General features: G+C 65.4%; 16 protein-coding genes. 9 read left to right on the plus strand and 7 right to left on the minus strand.

What is annotated here, in order from left to right:
- The first annotated feature begins 118 nt into the window (after positions 1 to 118).
- The gene (locus tag GXP76_RS17590) at positions 119 to 544 is read left to right on the plus strand and encodes a hypothetical protein (RefSeq protein ID WP_242572483.1); all 426 of its coding nucleotides are present in this window, start codon (positions 119 to 121) and stop codon (positions 542 to 544) included.
- Between the two features lie 407 nt (positions 545 to 951).
- Here the strand turns inward: GXP76_RS17590 and GXP76_RS17595 are convergent, their stop codons facing one another.
- Both GXP76_RS17595 and GXP76_RS17600 read right to left on the minus strand, forming a co-directional pair.
- Positions 952 to 1,437: a hypothetical protein gene (locus tag GXP76_RS17595; RefSeq protein WP_242572484.1), complete on the minus strand. Its 486-nt coding sequence runs from the start codon at positions 1,435 to 1,437 to the stop codon at positions 952 to 954.
- A 10-nt stretch (positions 1,438 to 1,447) separates the two neighbouring features.
- A complete protein-coding gene (locus GXP76_RS17600; RefSeq protein ID WP_242572485.1) occupies positions 1,448 to 2,899 on the minus strand; it encodes a helix-turn-helix transcriptional regulator in 1,452 nt (483 codons plus the stop codon).
- Positions 2,900 to 3,062: 163 nt separating this feature from the next.
- On the opposite strand from GXP76_RS17600, the gene GXP76_RS17605 reads away from it, so the two are divergent.
- The 8 genes from GXP76_RS17605 to GXP76_RS17640 all read left to right on the plus strand — a co-directional run bounded on the left by GXP76_RS17605 (position 3,063) and on the right by GXP76_RS17640 (position 7,202).
- Complete coding sequence (locus GXP76_RS17605) at positions 3,063 to 3,524, plus strand: DUF6415 family natural product biosynthesis protein (RefSeq protein ID WP_242572486.1); 462 nt, start codon at positions 3,063 to 3,065, stop codon at positions 3,522 to 3,524.
- 223 nt (positions 3,525 to 3,747) lie between these two features.
- On the plus strand, positions 3,748 to 4,110 hold the full coding sequence (locus GXP76_RS17610) for an ATP-binding protein (protein ID WP_277993495.1): 363 nt from the start codon (positions 3,748 to 3,750) through the stop codon (positions 4,108 to 4,110).
- Complete coding sequence (locus GXP76_RS17615; RefSeq protein ID WP_242572488.1) at positions 4,110 to 4,541, plus strand: DUF6415 family natural product biosynthesis protein; 432 nt, start codon at positions 4,110 to 4,112, stop codon at positions 4,539 to 4,541. The genes GXP76_RS17610 and GXP76_RS17615 overlap by 1 nt, the downstream gene beginning before the upstream one ends.
- 53 nt (positions 4,542 to 4,594) lie before the next feature.
- Positions 4,595 to 5,320 (plus strand): hypothetical protein, encoded by a 726-nt coding sequence (locus tag GXP76_RS17620; RefSeq protein ID WP_242572489.1) that lies wholly within the window; start codon positions 4,595 to 4,597, stop codon positions 5,318 to 5,320.
- On the plus strand, positions 5,317 to 5,976 hold the full coding sequence (locus GXP76_RS17625; RefSeq protein WP_242572490.1) for a hypothetical protein: 660 nt from the start codon (positions 5,317 to 5,319) through the stop codon (positions 5,974 to 5,976). The genes GXP76_RS17620 and GXP76_RS17625 overlap by 4 nt, the downstream gene beginning before the upstream one ends.
- 152 nt (positions 5,977 to 6,128) lie before the next feature.
- Complete coding sequence (locus tag GXP76_RS17630; protein WP_242572491.1) at positions 6,129 to 6,431, plus strand: hypothetical protein; 303 nt, start codon at positions 6,129 to 6,131, stop codon at positions 6,429 to 6,431.
- Positions 6,428 to 6,787: a hypothetical protein gene (locus GXP76_RS17635; RefSeq protein ID WP_242572492.1), complete on the plus strand. Its 360-nt coding sequence runs from the start codon at positions 6,428 to 6,430 to the stop codon at positions 6,785 to 6,787. Before GXP76_RS17630 ends, GXP76_RS17635 begins: the two co-directional genes overlap by 4 nt.
- Positions 6,777 to 7,202: a hypothetical protein gene (locus tag GXP76_RS17640; RefSeq protein WP_242572493.1), complete on the plus strand. Its 426-nt coding sequence runs from the start codon at positions 6,777 to 6,779 to the stop codon at positions 7,200 to 7,202. The genes GXP76_RS17635 and GXP76_RS17640 overlap by 11 nt, the downstream gene beginning before the upstream one ends.
- Before the next feature lie 2 nt (positions 7,203 to 7,204).
- On the opposite strand, the gene GXP76_RS17645 is transcribed toward GXP76_RS17640, so the two are convergent.
- From GXP76_RS17645 to GXP76_RS17665, 5 genes are all read right to left on the minus strand, one after another.
- Positions 7,205 to 9,442 (minus strand): serine/threonine protein kinase, encoded by a 2,238-nt coding sequence (locus GXP76_RS17645; protein ID WP_242572494.1) that lies wholly within the window; start codon positions 9,440 to 9,442, stop codon positions 7,205 to 7,207.
- A gap of 290 nt (positions 9,443 to 9,732) precedes the next feature.
- Positions 9,733 to 10,170 carry a DUF488 family protein gene (locus GXP76_RS17650; protein ID WP_242572495.1) on the minus strand — a complete coding sequence of 146 codons (438 nt, stop codon included), beginning with the start codon at positions 10,168 to 10,170 and terminating at the stop codon, positions 9,733 to 9,735.
- Complete coding sequence (locus GXP76_RS17655) at positions 10,167 to 10,781, minus strand: DUF488 family protein (RefSeq protein ID WP_242572496.1); 615 nt, start codon at positions 10,779 to 10,781, stop codon at positions 10,167 to 10,169. Before GXP76_RS17655 ends, GXP76_RS17650 begins: the two co-directional genes overlap by 4 nt.
- Positions 10,778 to 11,476, minus strand: a complete 699-nt coding sequence (locus GXP76_RS17660; RefSeq protein ID WP_242572497.1) for a hypothetical protein — start codon at positions 11,474 to 11,476, stop codon at positions 10,778 to 10,780. The genes GXP76_RS17655 and GXP76_RS17660 overlap by 4 nt, the downstream gene beginning before the upstream one ends.
- Positions 11,477 to 12,558: 1,082 nt before the next feature.
- Positions 12,559 to 13,002: a hypothetical protein gene (locus GXP76_RS17665; protein ID WP_242572498.1), complete on the minus strand. Its 444-nt coding sequence runs from the start codon at positions 13,000 to 13,002 to the stop codon at positions 12,559 to 12,561.
- Between the last annotated feature and the right edge of the window lie 284 nt (positions 13,003 to 13,286).

Here is a 13,286-nt window from a genome sequence, read left to right on the forward strand (position 1 = left end):
CCCCAAGCCCCTGCCCACCGAGTCATGGAGGCATCCCATGCCGCGCGCACCACCCGAGTCATTTCGGACCGCTAACCAACCCCAGGCCCAATCCGCACGACAACACAAGGAACCGCTCATGCCCCAGCCCCACATCCGCCCCGACGTCGTCGCGCTCTTCGCCGACGTGGACTGGCACGGCCACCTCGACGACCCCCACCGCGCGTACCACCGTGACGGGCGTCCTTTCACCCTCGCCGAGCAGCGCCTGCTCGTCACCTTCACCCCGGAAGAGAAGGCCGCCGGGCAAGAGCAGATACGGCGCGAGAACGAGTGGCTGGACGAAGTCGACGCGATGAGGGACGACTTCGTCGCCCTCGTCAGGAAGTACCTCGCACGGCTCCCCAAAGGCTCCGTGGTCGCCGACGCCATCGGCATCATGACCGACGAGGACTACGCCGAGTACGAACGCCTCGTCCCGATCGTCACCGCGCAAGACACCCTCGAATACCGCGCCACCCACGGAAACTCCACCGAACACCTCACCGGCCACACGAAGGACTGACCGCACACGCCAACAGCGGCCGACTGCAGGGCGGGCACTGACACGGCTGCCGGTCAGGCCGCCGGCCGTGCAGGCGATTGCCAGAGCCCCAACGGTCGCCGCTTGTCCGCCTAAACCATCACCGCACACAGACACGCACCGCAGCCCCGCATGCCGTTTCGGCATGCGGGGCTGCGCGTTACCACCCCCGGTGTGAACACGCCGCACCATGCGGCCGGTTCAGACCCGAGGCGAGAGGAGAGGCGGCAGGCATGTCACCGGGGCCGGCCGAGAGCAGGCCCCGTCTTGCTGGGCACGGACGGAGACGTTGCCCGTCATTCGGCCCCAGCCCGAGTAGTCGCTCAGGCCGCCACCTTCGCCGACATTGTGCCCTTGTCAGCCTCCGGGCCGAACAAGGGGCTCGTGCGTCACGCCCGGCGTGCCGCGCCGTCCGGCCATACGACGTCGACGGGCAGTCCTGCCGCGCGTGCTTCCTCGACGGTGTCAGCGGTGCCCCCGCCCTTGCCCGAGGGCAGAGCTCCGTCCCACACCGCGACGAGCCGGTCCGCGCGCGTCAGCAGCTCGCTGTTCGCCGCCTCGTAAGCGGCTCGGTTCGCCTTCTCGTGAGGCATCGTCACCACGTCCACGGCTGCCTCAACGAGATGGTCGAAGACGGCGGCATGCGCCGGTTTCACCTTCGTTTCCCGGTAGTCGCGGGAAGGGATCACGACAACAAGCCGGCCTCCGAGCGCGGTGACTTCCTCCGCGAACAGCGCGTCCGCCCCGGCGGCGATACACGACACCCCTGTCAACTCCTCGCGGTACGGCTCCAGAAGCTGACGTAGTGCAAACCGTACGAGTGGCACGCTCTCCTCGGTCAGGTCCATGTGTCCGGTCACGGCCAGCGTCGTCACGCCGTCCTCCTCAGCTCGACAGCAGGTCGCGGATACTATCCCGCGCCTCACGCACCGACCGCGACGCCTGGTGGCCCACGGTGTACGGGTAGAGCGCACCGAGCTGCGTTCGGACCCGGCCGGACTGGGTGAGCCTTGCTGCGGCGACGGCGCGGTGGGTCTCCTCCGCGCCGCCTCCGACATCACCAACGAGGAAACGGCACTCGGCAAGGCCAATCCGGTCGAGCGCATAGGAGCGGCCCGCCTCCGAACCGCGCGAGGAGAGCGCTGTACGGATCTCACCGGCCGCCCGCTCCGCGTGCTGCCGGGGGTCCTGTCGCGCGAGGTCGAGCAGCCGGCCGCCGGTGACGCCCGCCAGCTCGGCCTCGTCGAAGTACGCGATCCAGTAAGGCTCTTCCTCAGAGGGAGTCGCATTGGCGAGGGCTTCGGCCGCCCTCGCGGTGGCCCGCTGGAATCCAGCGGTGCGGCCCTGCGCGGCGTACGCCCACGCCTCGCGGGTGTGGAGCATGGCCCGCACACGCGGTCCGATCACCTCGCGGGCTCCTTCCTGGGCAAGCTGGATGAGCTGAAGCGCGTCATCCGGGCGGTCGCGGTAGAGCATCTGCCGGGCCATTCCGGCAAGGACGTTGGCGCCGAACACCGGGTCTGCACCCGCGTGCGCGGATCGCAGTGCCAGGCGGTAGTACTCCTGCGCCCGTCGGTGGAGACCGCTGTCCCATGCCATGGTCGCCGCGGTTCCGGCGAGCTGCGCCATGATCCGGTAGAGGCGCGTCTCCACCTCGGCCGCCTGGTGCTCGTCGAGCGCGCCGGCCACCTCGGCAAGCTGCCCGAGAACCGCCTTGCGGCGGAGCCCGCCACCGTACTGGTGGTCCCACTGCCGGAACGCGCGTGCGGTGGTCTCCAGTTCGTCCGTCTCACGAAGTCCGAGTCGGCCTCGCCGGACAGGCGCGGGCAAGGCGGCAGCCGGCTGGAGCCAGCCCTCCAGGGAATCGAGCAGGGCGGCACCGGTTACAGCCGCTCCGGCAAGGGCGCGCGTGATTGCGCGACGGTCCATCACGAGATCGCTCCTCGTCAGGTCTGCTGCCAGGTCGATGGTGGCATCCGGCCTCCACGGGACCTCGCTGGCTCCCGGTCGTGCGCCCGGCGACTTTGGCGGGTGCTGCATCTGCTGCTGGTGCTCCCAGGGACGCGGTGCGAGCCCGAGCATGTGACCTGGGACGCGTAGTCCGTCGGCGATCCGCCGCACCACGTCGAAGCTGGTGACGCGCTGGCTGCCGCTGATGATCGTGGACACCTTGCCGGGGGTGAGTTGGCAGGCGGACGCGATGCGGTTCTGGGAAAGGCCGCCCCACTTCTTGATCAGGGTGAAGACGGCCGCGAAGTCGTGCTCCGCGAGAGCTGCCCGTACGTCTGCTCTGTCGAGAACGTCGGGGGCGAGCGGGCCGGGTGTCGTGGCGTCCATGTGAGCCGACCTCCAGGGCGATCCTACGCACGCGAGCGCGTCGTGCAGGAGCGTCAACGAGTGTATTACCGCCTCGGTAACCCCCGCCGGTTATCCCGTAGTTGCGTCTTCCGGACGACCCTGATTGGGCAACGCACAAACCGACGAGCCGGGGGAGCACGCCATGGACGAGACCACCTATCCGGCGATGCCGAGTACGTTCTCGCTCGACATCTTGACGATGACCGCAGCGGCATCCGTCCTTCTCGACGACGCCGTCGAGCCTCCCACCGGCGAGGCACTGACCTCGCTCACTCTCCAACTTCGCGGGCACCTCAACCTGCTCATCCCGGAGTTGGAACGAAAGTACGACGTGGCCGGGCCACGAGACGCGGCATGCGCCCAACCGGGAATCGGCGAAGCGCAACGTCGTCTCGCGGCCGACCCCAGCTCGCTCAGCCCTGTACGCCACGCCACACTCCTGGCCCGCTCCGTCGAGGCGCTGTGCCGCCACTTTCAGCGCCGAGCGGACCCGGATGAGAACCACGACTCCCAGGATCAGCGCCGGCGTCTGCAAGGTGCCGGGCTGACGCAGCAAAGACCAACGGCACAACGCGTTGCCTCGCAAGGCCAGCAGCGGGATTAAGCAACCGCTGCGGCGGGCGACAGCGATGCCAGAAGAACGCGAAGTCCTGTCCCAGTCGGGCCGGGTGTTACACGACCTCAGAGGAATTCCTATGCATTCGACGCCTCTGGCACACCGCACTCCCGCTCTCTTCTCCCGACGTTTACCGGCCCGCCTCGACACGATCCCGGCGGGTGGCGAGACGGCGACTTGGAGAGGGCCGATGAGAAGTGAGCACGCTGCGATGTCGTTCGATGCCGATCCGAGGCGGGTGGAGGCCGCGCGTCGGGTGACAGCCGCCGTGCTGGGGAGGGCCGGCGTCAGGGATCACGATGTGGTCGGGACGGTGCAGCTGCTGGTCAGCGAGATCGTGACCAATGCCATCGTCCACGGCACCGCCAACTCGGTCTCCTTCCAGATCACTTGTGACACCGCCGGTGACGTGCTGATCCAGGTCGACGACCACTCCTCAGGCGGTCCGGAGGTGCGGGAGGCGGGTCCGGACGACGAGGGCGGACGCGGCATGCAACTCGTCACCTGTCTCGCCCGGGACTGGGGCCGCAAGGGCACCTGCACCTGGTGCACGATCGCCATCGGGAGCTGCTGATGCCCTCGACTTCCACGGACCTCGCCGAGGCCCACTGGTCCGTGTCACCTCCGGCCGGGCAGTGGCTGCCATCCATCGACGCTACGGGTCTCGCCCGCATCGCCTGCCTGCTCCGTGGTGTGAAGCCGTTGGAGGCGATCGTGGACGACGTCGGTGACGTCCTGGGCGAACAGGACCCGCGTGAGGATGAGTTCGGAGAGATCGCCGAGCGCTTGCGCGGCGATCTCCGGCGGCTCGATGCCATCGCTCAGGCCGCCGGAGATCGGGACGCCCACGTGCGCCGTCTCCTTCAGCGCGCGCACACGCTGCGCTCCGAGGAACTCCCCCTCGATTGCAGTCAGTCCCTCGGGCACCTTCGGCGGATGGCCGGAGTCGTCAACGACCTGCTGGAACGGCTCGTGGAGACCAGGACTGTCAAGGAAATCGCATGAACCACCGCCGCTACGGACCTTGTTCGCATCTTCCTTGGAAGGCGTCCTCGTAAATGATTACTGAAGATTCCGGCCTCTCCTCACTGGAGGGTGCCCTCGCCCAGGCGGTGGACCGTGCGCGCATCGCCGGAAGGGTTGAACTCCGTGAAGGCTGTGAAGGTGACGGGGGCGGGACTCTGGAGCTGACACTGCTGGGCAGCAGTCGGCTGCCGTTCTCCATGAACACTGCTGAGGCCACCGCGTGGTTGGAGGCGGCGGGTGTCGATGCGACCGCCAGCTACGACAAGGACCACTACCTGGTGATCAGGGTGCGCGGCAAGGCGGGCGTCGACCAGCTGGTGCAGCGCCTGCTGGCACGCTTTATGTACGCGGAGTCGGTCCGCGACCGACTGCAGGACGCATTCGCCCGGCACCAGCTGCGTGTGGTGGTGGAAGTCGAGAATGAGATGTCACTGGCACTGGTGGTGCACGATTCCGAAAACCTGCAAGCAGCCATCCGACTGAGCACGGTACTGGGCGCCGACAGCATCAGTGAAGGGCTGAAGCTTCACCGGCCCCGTGGGATGCGCAAGCTCGCGACCCGGATGCGATTGCTGCTGACCGGCGCCCTGGGCGCGGGTGTTCGTGTGCTGGCCGAGCCTGGCTGTGCCCACGTGGAAGACGAACTGCGTATCCACCTGTCGGTGGAGCAGGGTCTGCGGCTCGCCGGGAGAATCGCCGCCGAACCTGTCCACTCAGGGCAAGAGGAAGACGCCGTGCCCGCGGGGGAAGCGTCATGAGGCAGCCGCGGCAGTTCTACTGGCAGGGCATGCACGTCCCGTTCATCACGCCCTGGACCGGCGAACAGGCTCAGCCGGGAACAGTGGTCCTGCGGACCGGACGCGGCGGTCAGGGCATCGGCTACGCCGACGAACTGAGCCACATCGACCGCCGGTACGACGCGCTGTGGATCAGGCGCGCCGCCGTACGCGGGCTCGGGAAGCCCGATCTGGCGGCGGTTCACCCTCACCGGCAGCGGCAGGCGATGTCCCACATGCTCTGCCAGGTCTGCGGGACCTCTACCTTCGGCCGACCTGATGAACGGCACCTGTTCCTCATGCGCTCCGCCGACGGACGCCCCATCACCGATGGCGAGCAGACCGCCACGCCACCGGTGTGCGAACCGTGCGCAATCGAATCCGTCGGTGCCTGCCCGCACCTGCGCAAGGGATACACCGCCGCACTGGTGGACCGTGCCCAGATGTGGGGTGTGGCCGGCATCGTCCACGACCCCGACACCCTCGCCCCTGTGCACGGCCCCGAAGGCCGACCCACTGCGGTCAGCCTCGACAGCCCGCTGATCCGCTGGACGCTCGCGGCCTGCACCGTCGTCACCCTCCACGGCTGCACCACCGTCGACCTCGAACGCCTCACCACCCAGAAGGTCACGGCCTAGACCACCACCCCGCACCGCGGCTCAAGGCACAACGCCGCATGGCTCAACACCAGGCTCTGCCGTCGGCCTGCCCCGAGCCCTGGCTGCCTCCGCCCGGAGGAACGACCGGGGACAGCCAGGTCGGACCCAATCAAGAAGAAAGCCAACCACCCATGCCTGACTCCCCGCCCCCACGCGGCACCCGCACAACCCGCAAGGACTACGAGCCGTACAGCCTCATTGACACCCTCCTCGACAACGCTGACGACGACGATGGTGCGGACGGGGCGGTCAGCCGGTCGTCCGTGGAGGTATCTGTCCTCGGTGTGCGGGCGCGGTCCGAGGGAAAGTCCGGCCTGAGCGCGCTCAAGGCCATGCGCCGCGAGCACCCCGTCCTGGTCCACGGCCTCTACACCTACCTCAGCGTCATGGGGCTCCTCCTCGCCCTGACCGCCGCGACCGCGGTACGGGGATGAGCGCCGTCCGGCAGCGCCGCCCGTCGTGGATACGGCCCCGCGAGAAGAACCTCAGCAACTACGAGCGCAACGTGCGTCGGATCCGCAACCCGCCGCCACACACACTGGGCGACCGCCTCCACGTCCTCCTGAGCAGAGCGGAGAACGTCTGGTGCCAGCACGTCACCCAGCGCGAACTCTTCCGGCAACTCGACGCCCTGCGAAAAGCCATGAACCACCCTGCACCCCGCGAAGCACCGACACCGGCGACCGACGCGGAAGTGCGGACCCGCCTCGCACGCCTGGCCGCCGACCACCACGAGACCACCAGCCGCTACCTCGACCCGCCCAGGGGCGGTGACCGACATGGAGCTTGACGCGGGCGTCCTGAAGCGCGCGGTCACCGACCCGCAGTACCTTCAATTCCTGGCCGCGCACCTGGTCGAGACGGGACAGATGGTCGCCTCCTGCATGCGGGAGGACTACCAGCTCACCGCAGAACAGGAACAGGTTGTGCTCGCCATCCCCGGCGGGCCGGAGGCCGACCGGGAGATCACAGAATCGTGGTGCCCCCTGCGCCCGGACCACGCAGGCCCGCACTACGCCGTCCTGCGCGGCCTGGACGAGGAACACGTCGTGTGGCTCAAGTGGCTCGGCCCCCTGAGCAGGCTGATCGTCCTCGCCGACTGCACCAACTCCCCGGACCCCAACCCTGCATGCCCGCCTTGCGTGACGCTGCACAGCTCTGGCAACAGCCCCGAAGAGTTCCTTCCTGACGCGACCACGGCTTAGGGTTATGGCGTCATCGCAGCCGTCTGAATTGCCGCGCGGATCCGAAGGTCCACGGTTCCATCCTGCGCCAAGCCGGAAAAGTGCCGAGCGGAGCGCGGGTGGTCTCGCAGAACCGCCGCCATAAGCTCCGCCGCCTGGCCGGACAGTGAGCGCAGCCAGGGCGCGATTCGGTCTTGAGCACTCCACTGATCCCAAGCGGCATCCCAGGTACACATCGTCCGGGCCGCCTCTTCGAGGAGATCCCAGTCGTCCTTGGCTGCAGCAAAATTCGCGATGGCATGAACCCATACAGCGACTCGGCCCGCTTCAGCGAACTGGACCCGTCGCGTTCCTTGGCCATCAGCATGGTCGGCCATGGCCTTGAATAGGCGACCGCTGGCTCGTGGGTCGCGAGACAGCCAAGGGCCTGCCTGTTCGGCGGAGAGAACTGTAAGCGTGCGAGCATACAGCTCATAGACTTCGGGGTGGTCTGCGATCAGTTCGAGCAGGGACCCCACAGCCGCTGGATCGCCGGCGCGCGTCCGTTCCAACAGGCGCTTCGCTTGTTCGGTCGGAGGCTCAGCTGGCTCCGTAAGCTCGCGGTTGATCAAGTCTCGGAAGCTGGGGATGCTCTGCACCCTTTGTCGAGGATCGGCGTGTGTAGCAATTCGGGCTATGTTCCTCCACGGGCCTGGAGGAGGGGAAAGTGGCACGTTCATCTTCGGATACTCGCCGGTAAGCGCCCAGGCAATGACCCGCCCAATGCCATAGATGTCGGCCGCCGCCGTAGCCTCGTGTGCAGCAACGAAGAGTTCAGGCGCTGCGAAGCCTTCCGTTCCGAGCTCGAAGCGGGTACGCCCTTCCTGCGTGGTCTGACCTCGCGGCCGCCGGACAATTCCCCAATCCGCGAGAGTCCATTGGCTATCCAGCAGCAGGATGTTGGACGGTTTCACGTCGCGGTGTAGCCAGTCGTGCGCATGAGCAAGTTCCAGTACATCCATGAGCGCCTCGACCAGAGTGCGCAGCTGCAAAGGGTCACTCAGGCTGTCGCGCCGTTGCTCTGCGGTAGCCTGCGCCATCGGCATGACGAGCCACCCATCTACAGGGTTGGAGTCGAGAATGGGCATATAGTGCGCGTGCTGGCCAAGCAGCTGAGAGATTTCAATCTCTCGTCTCATCCGAGCCGCAGGGGTGTCTCGCTGCGATGTTCTACGCTTGAAGGCGACTTCGACTTCCGTTGGTTTGTGAACGGCACGGAAGATCTGCGCCTGTCCGCCCTCCTCTTTGGGTAGGCGATCGAGACGATAGTCCCTCCGCTCCCCGCGGGCCTGAGCACGGACCAGATCATATGGGTTAAGGGCAGCGTCCTTGGCTGTAGAGACACGGATGCGTGCCGTCTGAGTCGGGGCCATGGGTCGGGCTTGTACTGGAATACGTTGCCCACCGTAAATGGTGTAGCCGCTGATCGAGTCTACGGGAATCAGCGCATAGCCATCGCGAGCCAGCAGGGAATTAAAGAGCTCTAGCAGCTTTTGCAGTTCTTCTTCGTCAGTCCGCACCACAGGGTGGAGCATTTCAGAGAGGAAGCGTAGAAGAACCGAGTCCGGGCCGCTCCTCAATCCGAATCGTTCGTCAGTGAATACCCAATCCTGTTCCCAGTCATCGTTGTTGACACGATGCTGATAGATGTCACCTTCGGCCGTTTCGAAACGCGAGTCGCCGCTCTCGAACTCGTTCAGACTGAAGATTCGCTTGAGGAACTCTGACTCCTCCAGCCTGCCAGCCCAGTCGGTATTCTGAAGTCGCAGACTGTCGAAGAGTCGCATGCGGGTGACTTCGCTGATGCGGGTCGACTTGGCGTCGCCTATACGTGTGTCCTGCGGCTGAAAGAGTGTTGGCTCCCGGCTTCCCTCCAGCACTTGCCGCCAGTTCGTGTCTGGGGCGCGGAGGGCCGGCCTGGCCAGGATTTGATTGACGGCAGGCCGGTCGTTCTGAGTGGCCACCTCAGCGATCGTGGGCAGCAAGTGGTCCAAGACCTCGTCGTCAAAGCTGGGAGTGTCTACTGCGTCGATGTAAAGGACTGCGGCCCAGTAGTAGTCGTTCCAGTTACTGGACGTCGTGTAGCCGTCCTCTGTCTGCTCGAATTCGAGTCTCTCAACTGCGCGGAGCAGTTCCGCCGCCCCGATATCCGAGCGAGCAGCGAAGATCGCGGCAGCCTGCGCCAATACACGCTCTCCGAGTTGCTCCTGCCTGCTGTTCATCGCCCGATTCCCCCTCGCACGCACAGCCGGACATGGTCCGCGCCTACGTCGGCATTCCTATTCGATCAGGCACGGCAGACCCGCGCCCCCCACATCACGTCCCCCGCTCAGAGCGGTAGGACGGCTATCGTAGACCCGATGAAACCAGGGGAAGAAACCTGGCCTTCACGGGAGTGAGCAGGCTGAGGATGGAGCTCACCTTCGAGCTGATGGCCTACAGAGAGCGGCTCTGGCAGCGTCGAACCAGGCGACCGTCGTTAGAGGGCGGCTCTTGACCGCAGCGCCGCCGCTCACGCTAGGTGCTCGATTGTGACGTCATCCCACTGCTGTGCGAGATATTCCGCGACCAGTCGACGGTGGCAATGCCGCGCATCATCCTCACTGCAGAGCAGGACTGCGTTGTCGAGCGTTTCCCGCCGGAAGATTTCGTCAATCTGGCGAACCTTCATCAATTCGAGGAATCGCTCTTCGTAGGCCGCCCAGCCGACATCCCTCTTCTTGTAGGCGTCGAGCATGACCTTGGTCGGGGCCAGTTCGGTACGATGGGCGTACTGCGCACCACAAATCTCACTCAGGAAGTACCTCAGATCATCACGCTTAGCGAAACCGGACAGTTGTGACACATTATTAAGTCGAACATCGACCAGCGCTGACACTCCAGCTTCACGCAATAGCCCGAAGAACTTTTCGGCGGACTTCTTCGTGAACCCGATGGTGTAGAGTTTCATCTTTCCGGTGTCCCGTCGCCGCGAAGCTGCTCATTAACATATGCGATCCGTTTTTCCTGGCGGTCGAGAGCTTCTTGGAGGCGCTCGGCCGAGGTCCGGAAAAGATCTTCCTGATCTAGCCCAAAATTAGCCATCAAGCGCCGCATTGCCGAGGAATGGTCCTCGATGTGCCCGTCGCCATGAATGTGTTGGACGGCAATTCCATCCCCCTCGAGGACTGGCCCGACGAGCACGCAACGATGGCAGTCAAGTGGTTCCTGCTCGGTGCACATGACGGCGATTCGCTCGCTCTGTGAACCGTTCCGCAGGCGATTGACGCCGCTGACGAAATTCGGGGTCCGGGCGAGAAGGTCGTACCGCACCCGTCCGTTGACATAGCAGGTGAGGTCTTCGGTGCGCGCGCCCAGTTCCTTTCCCAGGAAGACGTACTTGATATCGACGTCGGACAGGGTGCGCTCCACGGCGTATCGGTTGAACTGGGGCGTGAATCGGCTGACGGGCATCGACCGCACATCGGCGATCGCCGTGATCCCATGCTTCTGCAGCAGGCTCAGGAATCCTGAGCTACTGTGCGTGGAGTGGCCGACAGTGAATACTTTATGGGGTGTCATCGCCTGCTGCCTGTTTGAATCTTCGCTCGTTCGATAATGGCTGCCACTAATTTATAGACATAACCTTCATATGGTTCACCGAGACTCACCGTAAGGAATGATTCCCCCAGCTCGTACGTCCCTTCCGACTTAGCCAGATACTCCTGCTCATATGCGGGATCGGTCACCCGAAGTATATGTTCATGTCTCGCATGGGAGAAGTGGGCACGCAGGACTCGCTTCTGATCTCCGAACGCCGCCCCAGGGACGTGTACTTGTAACGTGAGGTCGGTGATGCGTATGAGCCTGAGCGAGTCCGACAAAGTGGATACTTCTTCAATCGGGAGGCGATCATCATTTCCATGATAGGTACTGAACCCGTTGACCCACAGTGCGCTGGGGGGCTGTTCCAGGTTCAGTAATCCTCTCCACCCGATCCTGCCGACCTTCTTCCAATAGTAAGCGGGGTGAAGGAGCCAATTCTCACTCTGGAAGTCGTGCGGTTGAGGCCGAAGAAGCGGCACCGAAACAATATCGAGGACATTCGGTTCCATTCCGTCTTCGTACTGTCTTTCGCGAGCTGAGACTTCGCCGTTTAGGCGAGCACTGACCGGGCGCACCCACTCTCCTGAATCGTCGTCGACCATTCCTGCCACACAGCGGCCCGAAATCTTGCGGGAATTCGCCAGACACACGAGCGTCTTTATCAGCACCATGTGTACCCCCAAATCTGATGCATCGACTTCCTGCGAGACGGAATCGCAGCGCACCTACACGAAACAACGACGAGCGCCATCGGTTGCGAGATCCGCGAGTCTTCCAGGAGCCTACGACTGGGGTGCGGCGCCCGTCCGCCGTTCTACCAAGCGCGATGTTCAAACCAAGCCGCCCCCAGGCCGACTTGCTGGCGCCACACGGGGCAGTCGGCCGGCTAGGGCCTTGACCGATACCTCGGCATAGCTGCGTCTTGCTCGGTTCCTGGTGGTCCGTCAGGTCAGGGGTAGGGCAAGGAACGTGACAGAGGCTTCCAAGATCATGGACATCTCGACGCCAGGTAACTCGAGTGAGAAGACCGTGCCTGCCGACGCATCATCTCAAATCCCGCCAGCCCTCGACCAGCTCCGCGAGCACGCCGAAGGTCGCACGTTTCCGAGGAAGTCACGAGCTCTCTGGGTTAGCCAGGGCACCCATCACCGTGCGTGCGGTGCCGGCCGGAGCGACATCGCTGCTGGTGGTCGGCGAGTGAATCGCCGACGCATCGGCACATGTGCTGGATCGCGTCGGTGCCAGCCCCGATCCACTGCTGCCCAGGCCAACCCTGCCCGTCGAGCCAATAGGTCCGTCGGCTACTGGCGCGCACAGACGGCGACCGCTGGACCACGCGGTCGGCGGCGCCGTACCGCTGACCGTGGTTCGGTCCAGCAGGAACCGCCCATGCCCATGCATGATGCGCAACGGATGGAAGTTCAAGCACTGCTGCGGGCGCCCTGCTGTCGCTACGTAGCCGCAGCAGTCCGCACACAGTCCGCAGGACACCCGATCAGAACCGTCTCACCCCAACGCCAGCCATCAGAAAAAGTCCAGGTCAGAACGCCACACGGGAGATCCCCCCAGTTCACCGACCCGGCCCATTACTAGGAGACGAAGAAGGCTTGATCACCGGTCAGGCCGCCTGACCCGCTCCCCCGCGGGCCATCACGCCTACCACCCCGCACCCGCTCCGCAGACCGCCGAGAGAGGCGTCCGCGCCGGAGCGGGTGCGGTTTTCTTCTTCGGCCCGGTGGACGCGGGGCTGTCGCTAGAGGTCTTCGCAGATCCCACGGGCCTTCGCCAGGTCCTTCTTCACCTCGGCGTCGAAGTCGAAGACCTGCGCGTGACGGTGCTGTGCCCGGCTGAGGGAGTCCGAGAGCGACTCGTACGCCGGGTCGCCCGCCGCCGCAGCGGCGGACAGGGTGACGGCTCCGCTCCAGCGGTTGAGGGCCACCAGGCCCTCGTCGCCCTTCGCCGTGAACTTCGTTTCGTCGAACCCGGCGAGGGCGTCGCACGCACCGCGCGCGTCGACCGCCGCCCCGGACGTGTCCGCGCTCCCGTCCCCGGCGATCGCCCAGGCCGCCCCCACACCGCCGGCGCCCAGCAGAAGCCCGGTCACCAGGGCTGCCACGAGGCGACCCTTGTCGCGAGGTGCGGCGGCGGAGCCGGGGGTCTGTGCGGGTATGGGCGGAGTGGATTGCTCTTGCTGCATAGCCCCTGACCGTACAGGGCGGGTCATCGTCCCGAGCGAGCAGCGAGGTCCGGCTCTGAACCCGCCTCGGTGCAGCGGAGTTGATGTCGCAGCCCGAGCCACTCCCGTGCCGTCCACGAGGCGGCGCCGGCGGTCGTCCAGGATTCGGCCCGACTCCGCCACGCCACGTATGTCGACGGACCCACCCATTACGTCGTATGCGAAGTAATCCTGTGGAGCCGGTCACCTCGTGCGACGGTTCGAGGGCGACGAGCGGTGGGGAGAAAATGTGTGCGGAGAGCGCA

This window comes from Streptomyces sp. NP-1717 (assembly GCF_022695985.1).
Classification (GTDB): Bacteria; Actinomycetota; Actinomycetes; order Streptomycetales; family Streptomycetaceae; genus Streptomyces.

What these genes read in the sequence shown, in the direction of transcription:
- GXP76_RS17660 (WP_242572497.1), bottom strand. Translation starts at nt 11,476, where the DNA reads ATGGTGCTGATAAAGACGCTCGTGTGTCTGGCGAATTCCCGCAAGATT.
- GXP76_RS17625 (WP_242572490.1), top strand. Translation starts at nt 5,317, where the DNA reads ATGAGGCAGCCGCGGCAGTTCTACTGGCAGGGCATGCACGTCCCGTTC.
- GXP76_RS17610 (WP_277993495.1), top strand. Translation starts at nt 3,748, where the DNA reads ATGTCGTTCGATGCCGATCCGAGGCGGGTGGAGGCCGCGCGTCGGGTG.
- GXP76_RS17605 (WP_242572486.1), top strand. Translation starts at nt 3,063, where the DNA reads ATGGACGAGACCACCTATCCGGCGATGCCGAGTACGTTCTCGCTCGAC.
- GXP76_RS17615 (WP_242572488.1), top strand. Translation starts at nt 4,110, where the DNA reads ATGCCCTCGACTTCCACGGACCTCGCCGAGGCCCACTGGTCCGTGTCA.
- GXP76_RS17600 (WP_242572485.1), bottom strand. Translation starts at nt 2,899, where the DNA reads ATGGACGCCACGACACCCGGCCCGCTCGCCCCCGACGTTCTCGACAGA.
- GXP76_RS17640 (WP_242572493.1), top strand. Translation starts at nt 6,777, where the DNA reads ATGGAGCTTGACGCGGGCGTCCTGAAGCGCGCGGTCACCGACCCGCAG.
- GXP76_RS17645 (WP_242572494.1), bottom strand. Translation starts at nt 9,442, where the DNA reads ATGAACAGCAGGCAGGAGCAACTCGGAGAGCGTGTATTGGCGCAGGCT.
- GXP76_RS17630 (WP_242572491.1), top strand. Translation starts at nt 6,129, where the DNA reads ATGCCTGACTCCCCGCCCCCACGCGGCACCCGCACAACCCGCAAGGAC.
- GXP76_RS17665 (WP_242572498.1), bottom strand. Translation starts at nt 13,002, where the DNA reads ATGCAGCAAGAGCAATCCACTCCGCCCATACCCGCACAGACCCCCGGC.
- GXP76_RS17620 (WP_242572489.1), top strand. Translation starts at nt 4,595, where the DNA reads ATGATTACTGAAGATTCCGGCCTCTCCTCACTGGAGGGTGCCCTCGCC.
- GXP76_RS17635 (WP_242572492.1), top strand. Translation starts at nt 6,428, where the DNA reads ATGAGCGCCGTCCGGCAGCGCCGCCCGTCGTGGATACGGCCCCGCGAG.
- GXP76_RS17655 (WP_242572496.1), bottom strand. Translation starts at nt 10,781, where the DNA reads ATGACACCCCATAAAGTATTCACTGTCGGCCACTCCACGCACAGTAGC.
- GXP76_RS17590 (WP_242572483.1), top strand. Translation starts at nt 119, where the DNA reads ATGCCCCAGCCCCACATCCGCCCCGACGTCGTCGCGCTCTTCGCCGAC.
- GXP76_RS17650 (WP_242572495.1), bottom strand. Translation starts at nt 10,170, where the DNA reads ATGAAACTCTACACCATCGGGTTCACGAAGAAGTCCGCCGAAAAGTTC.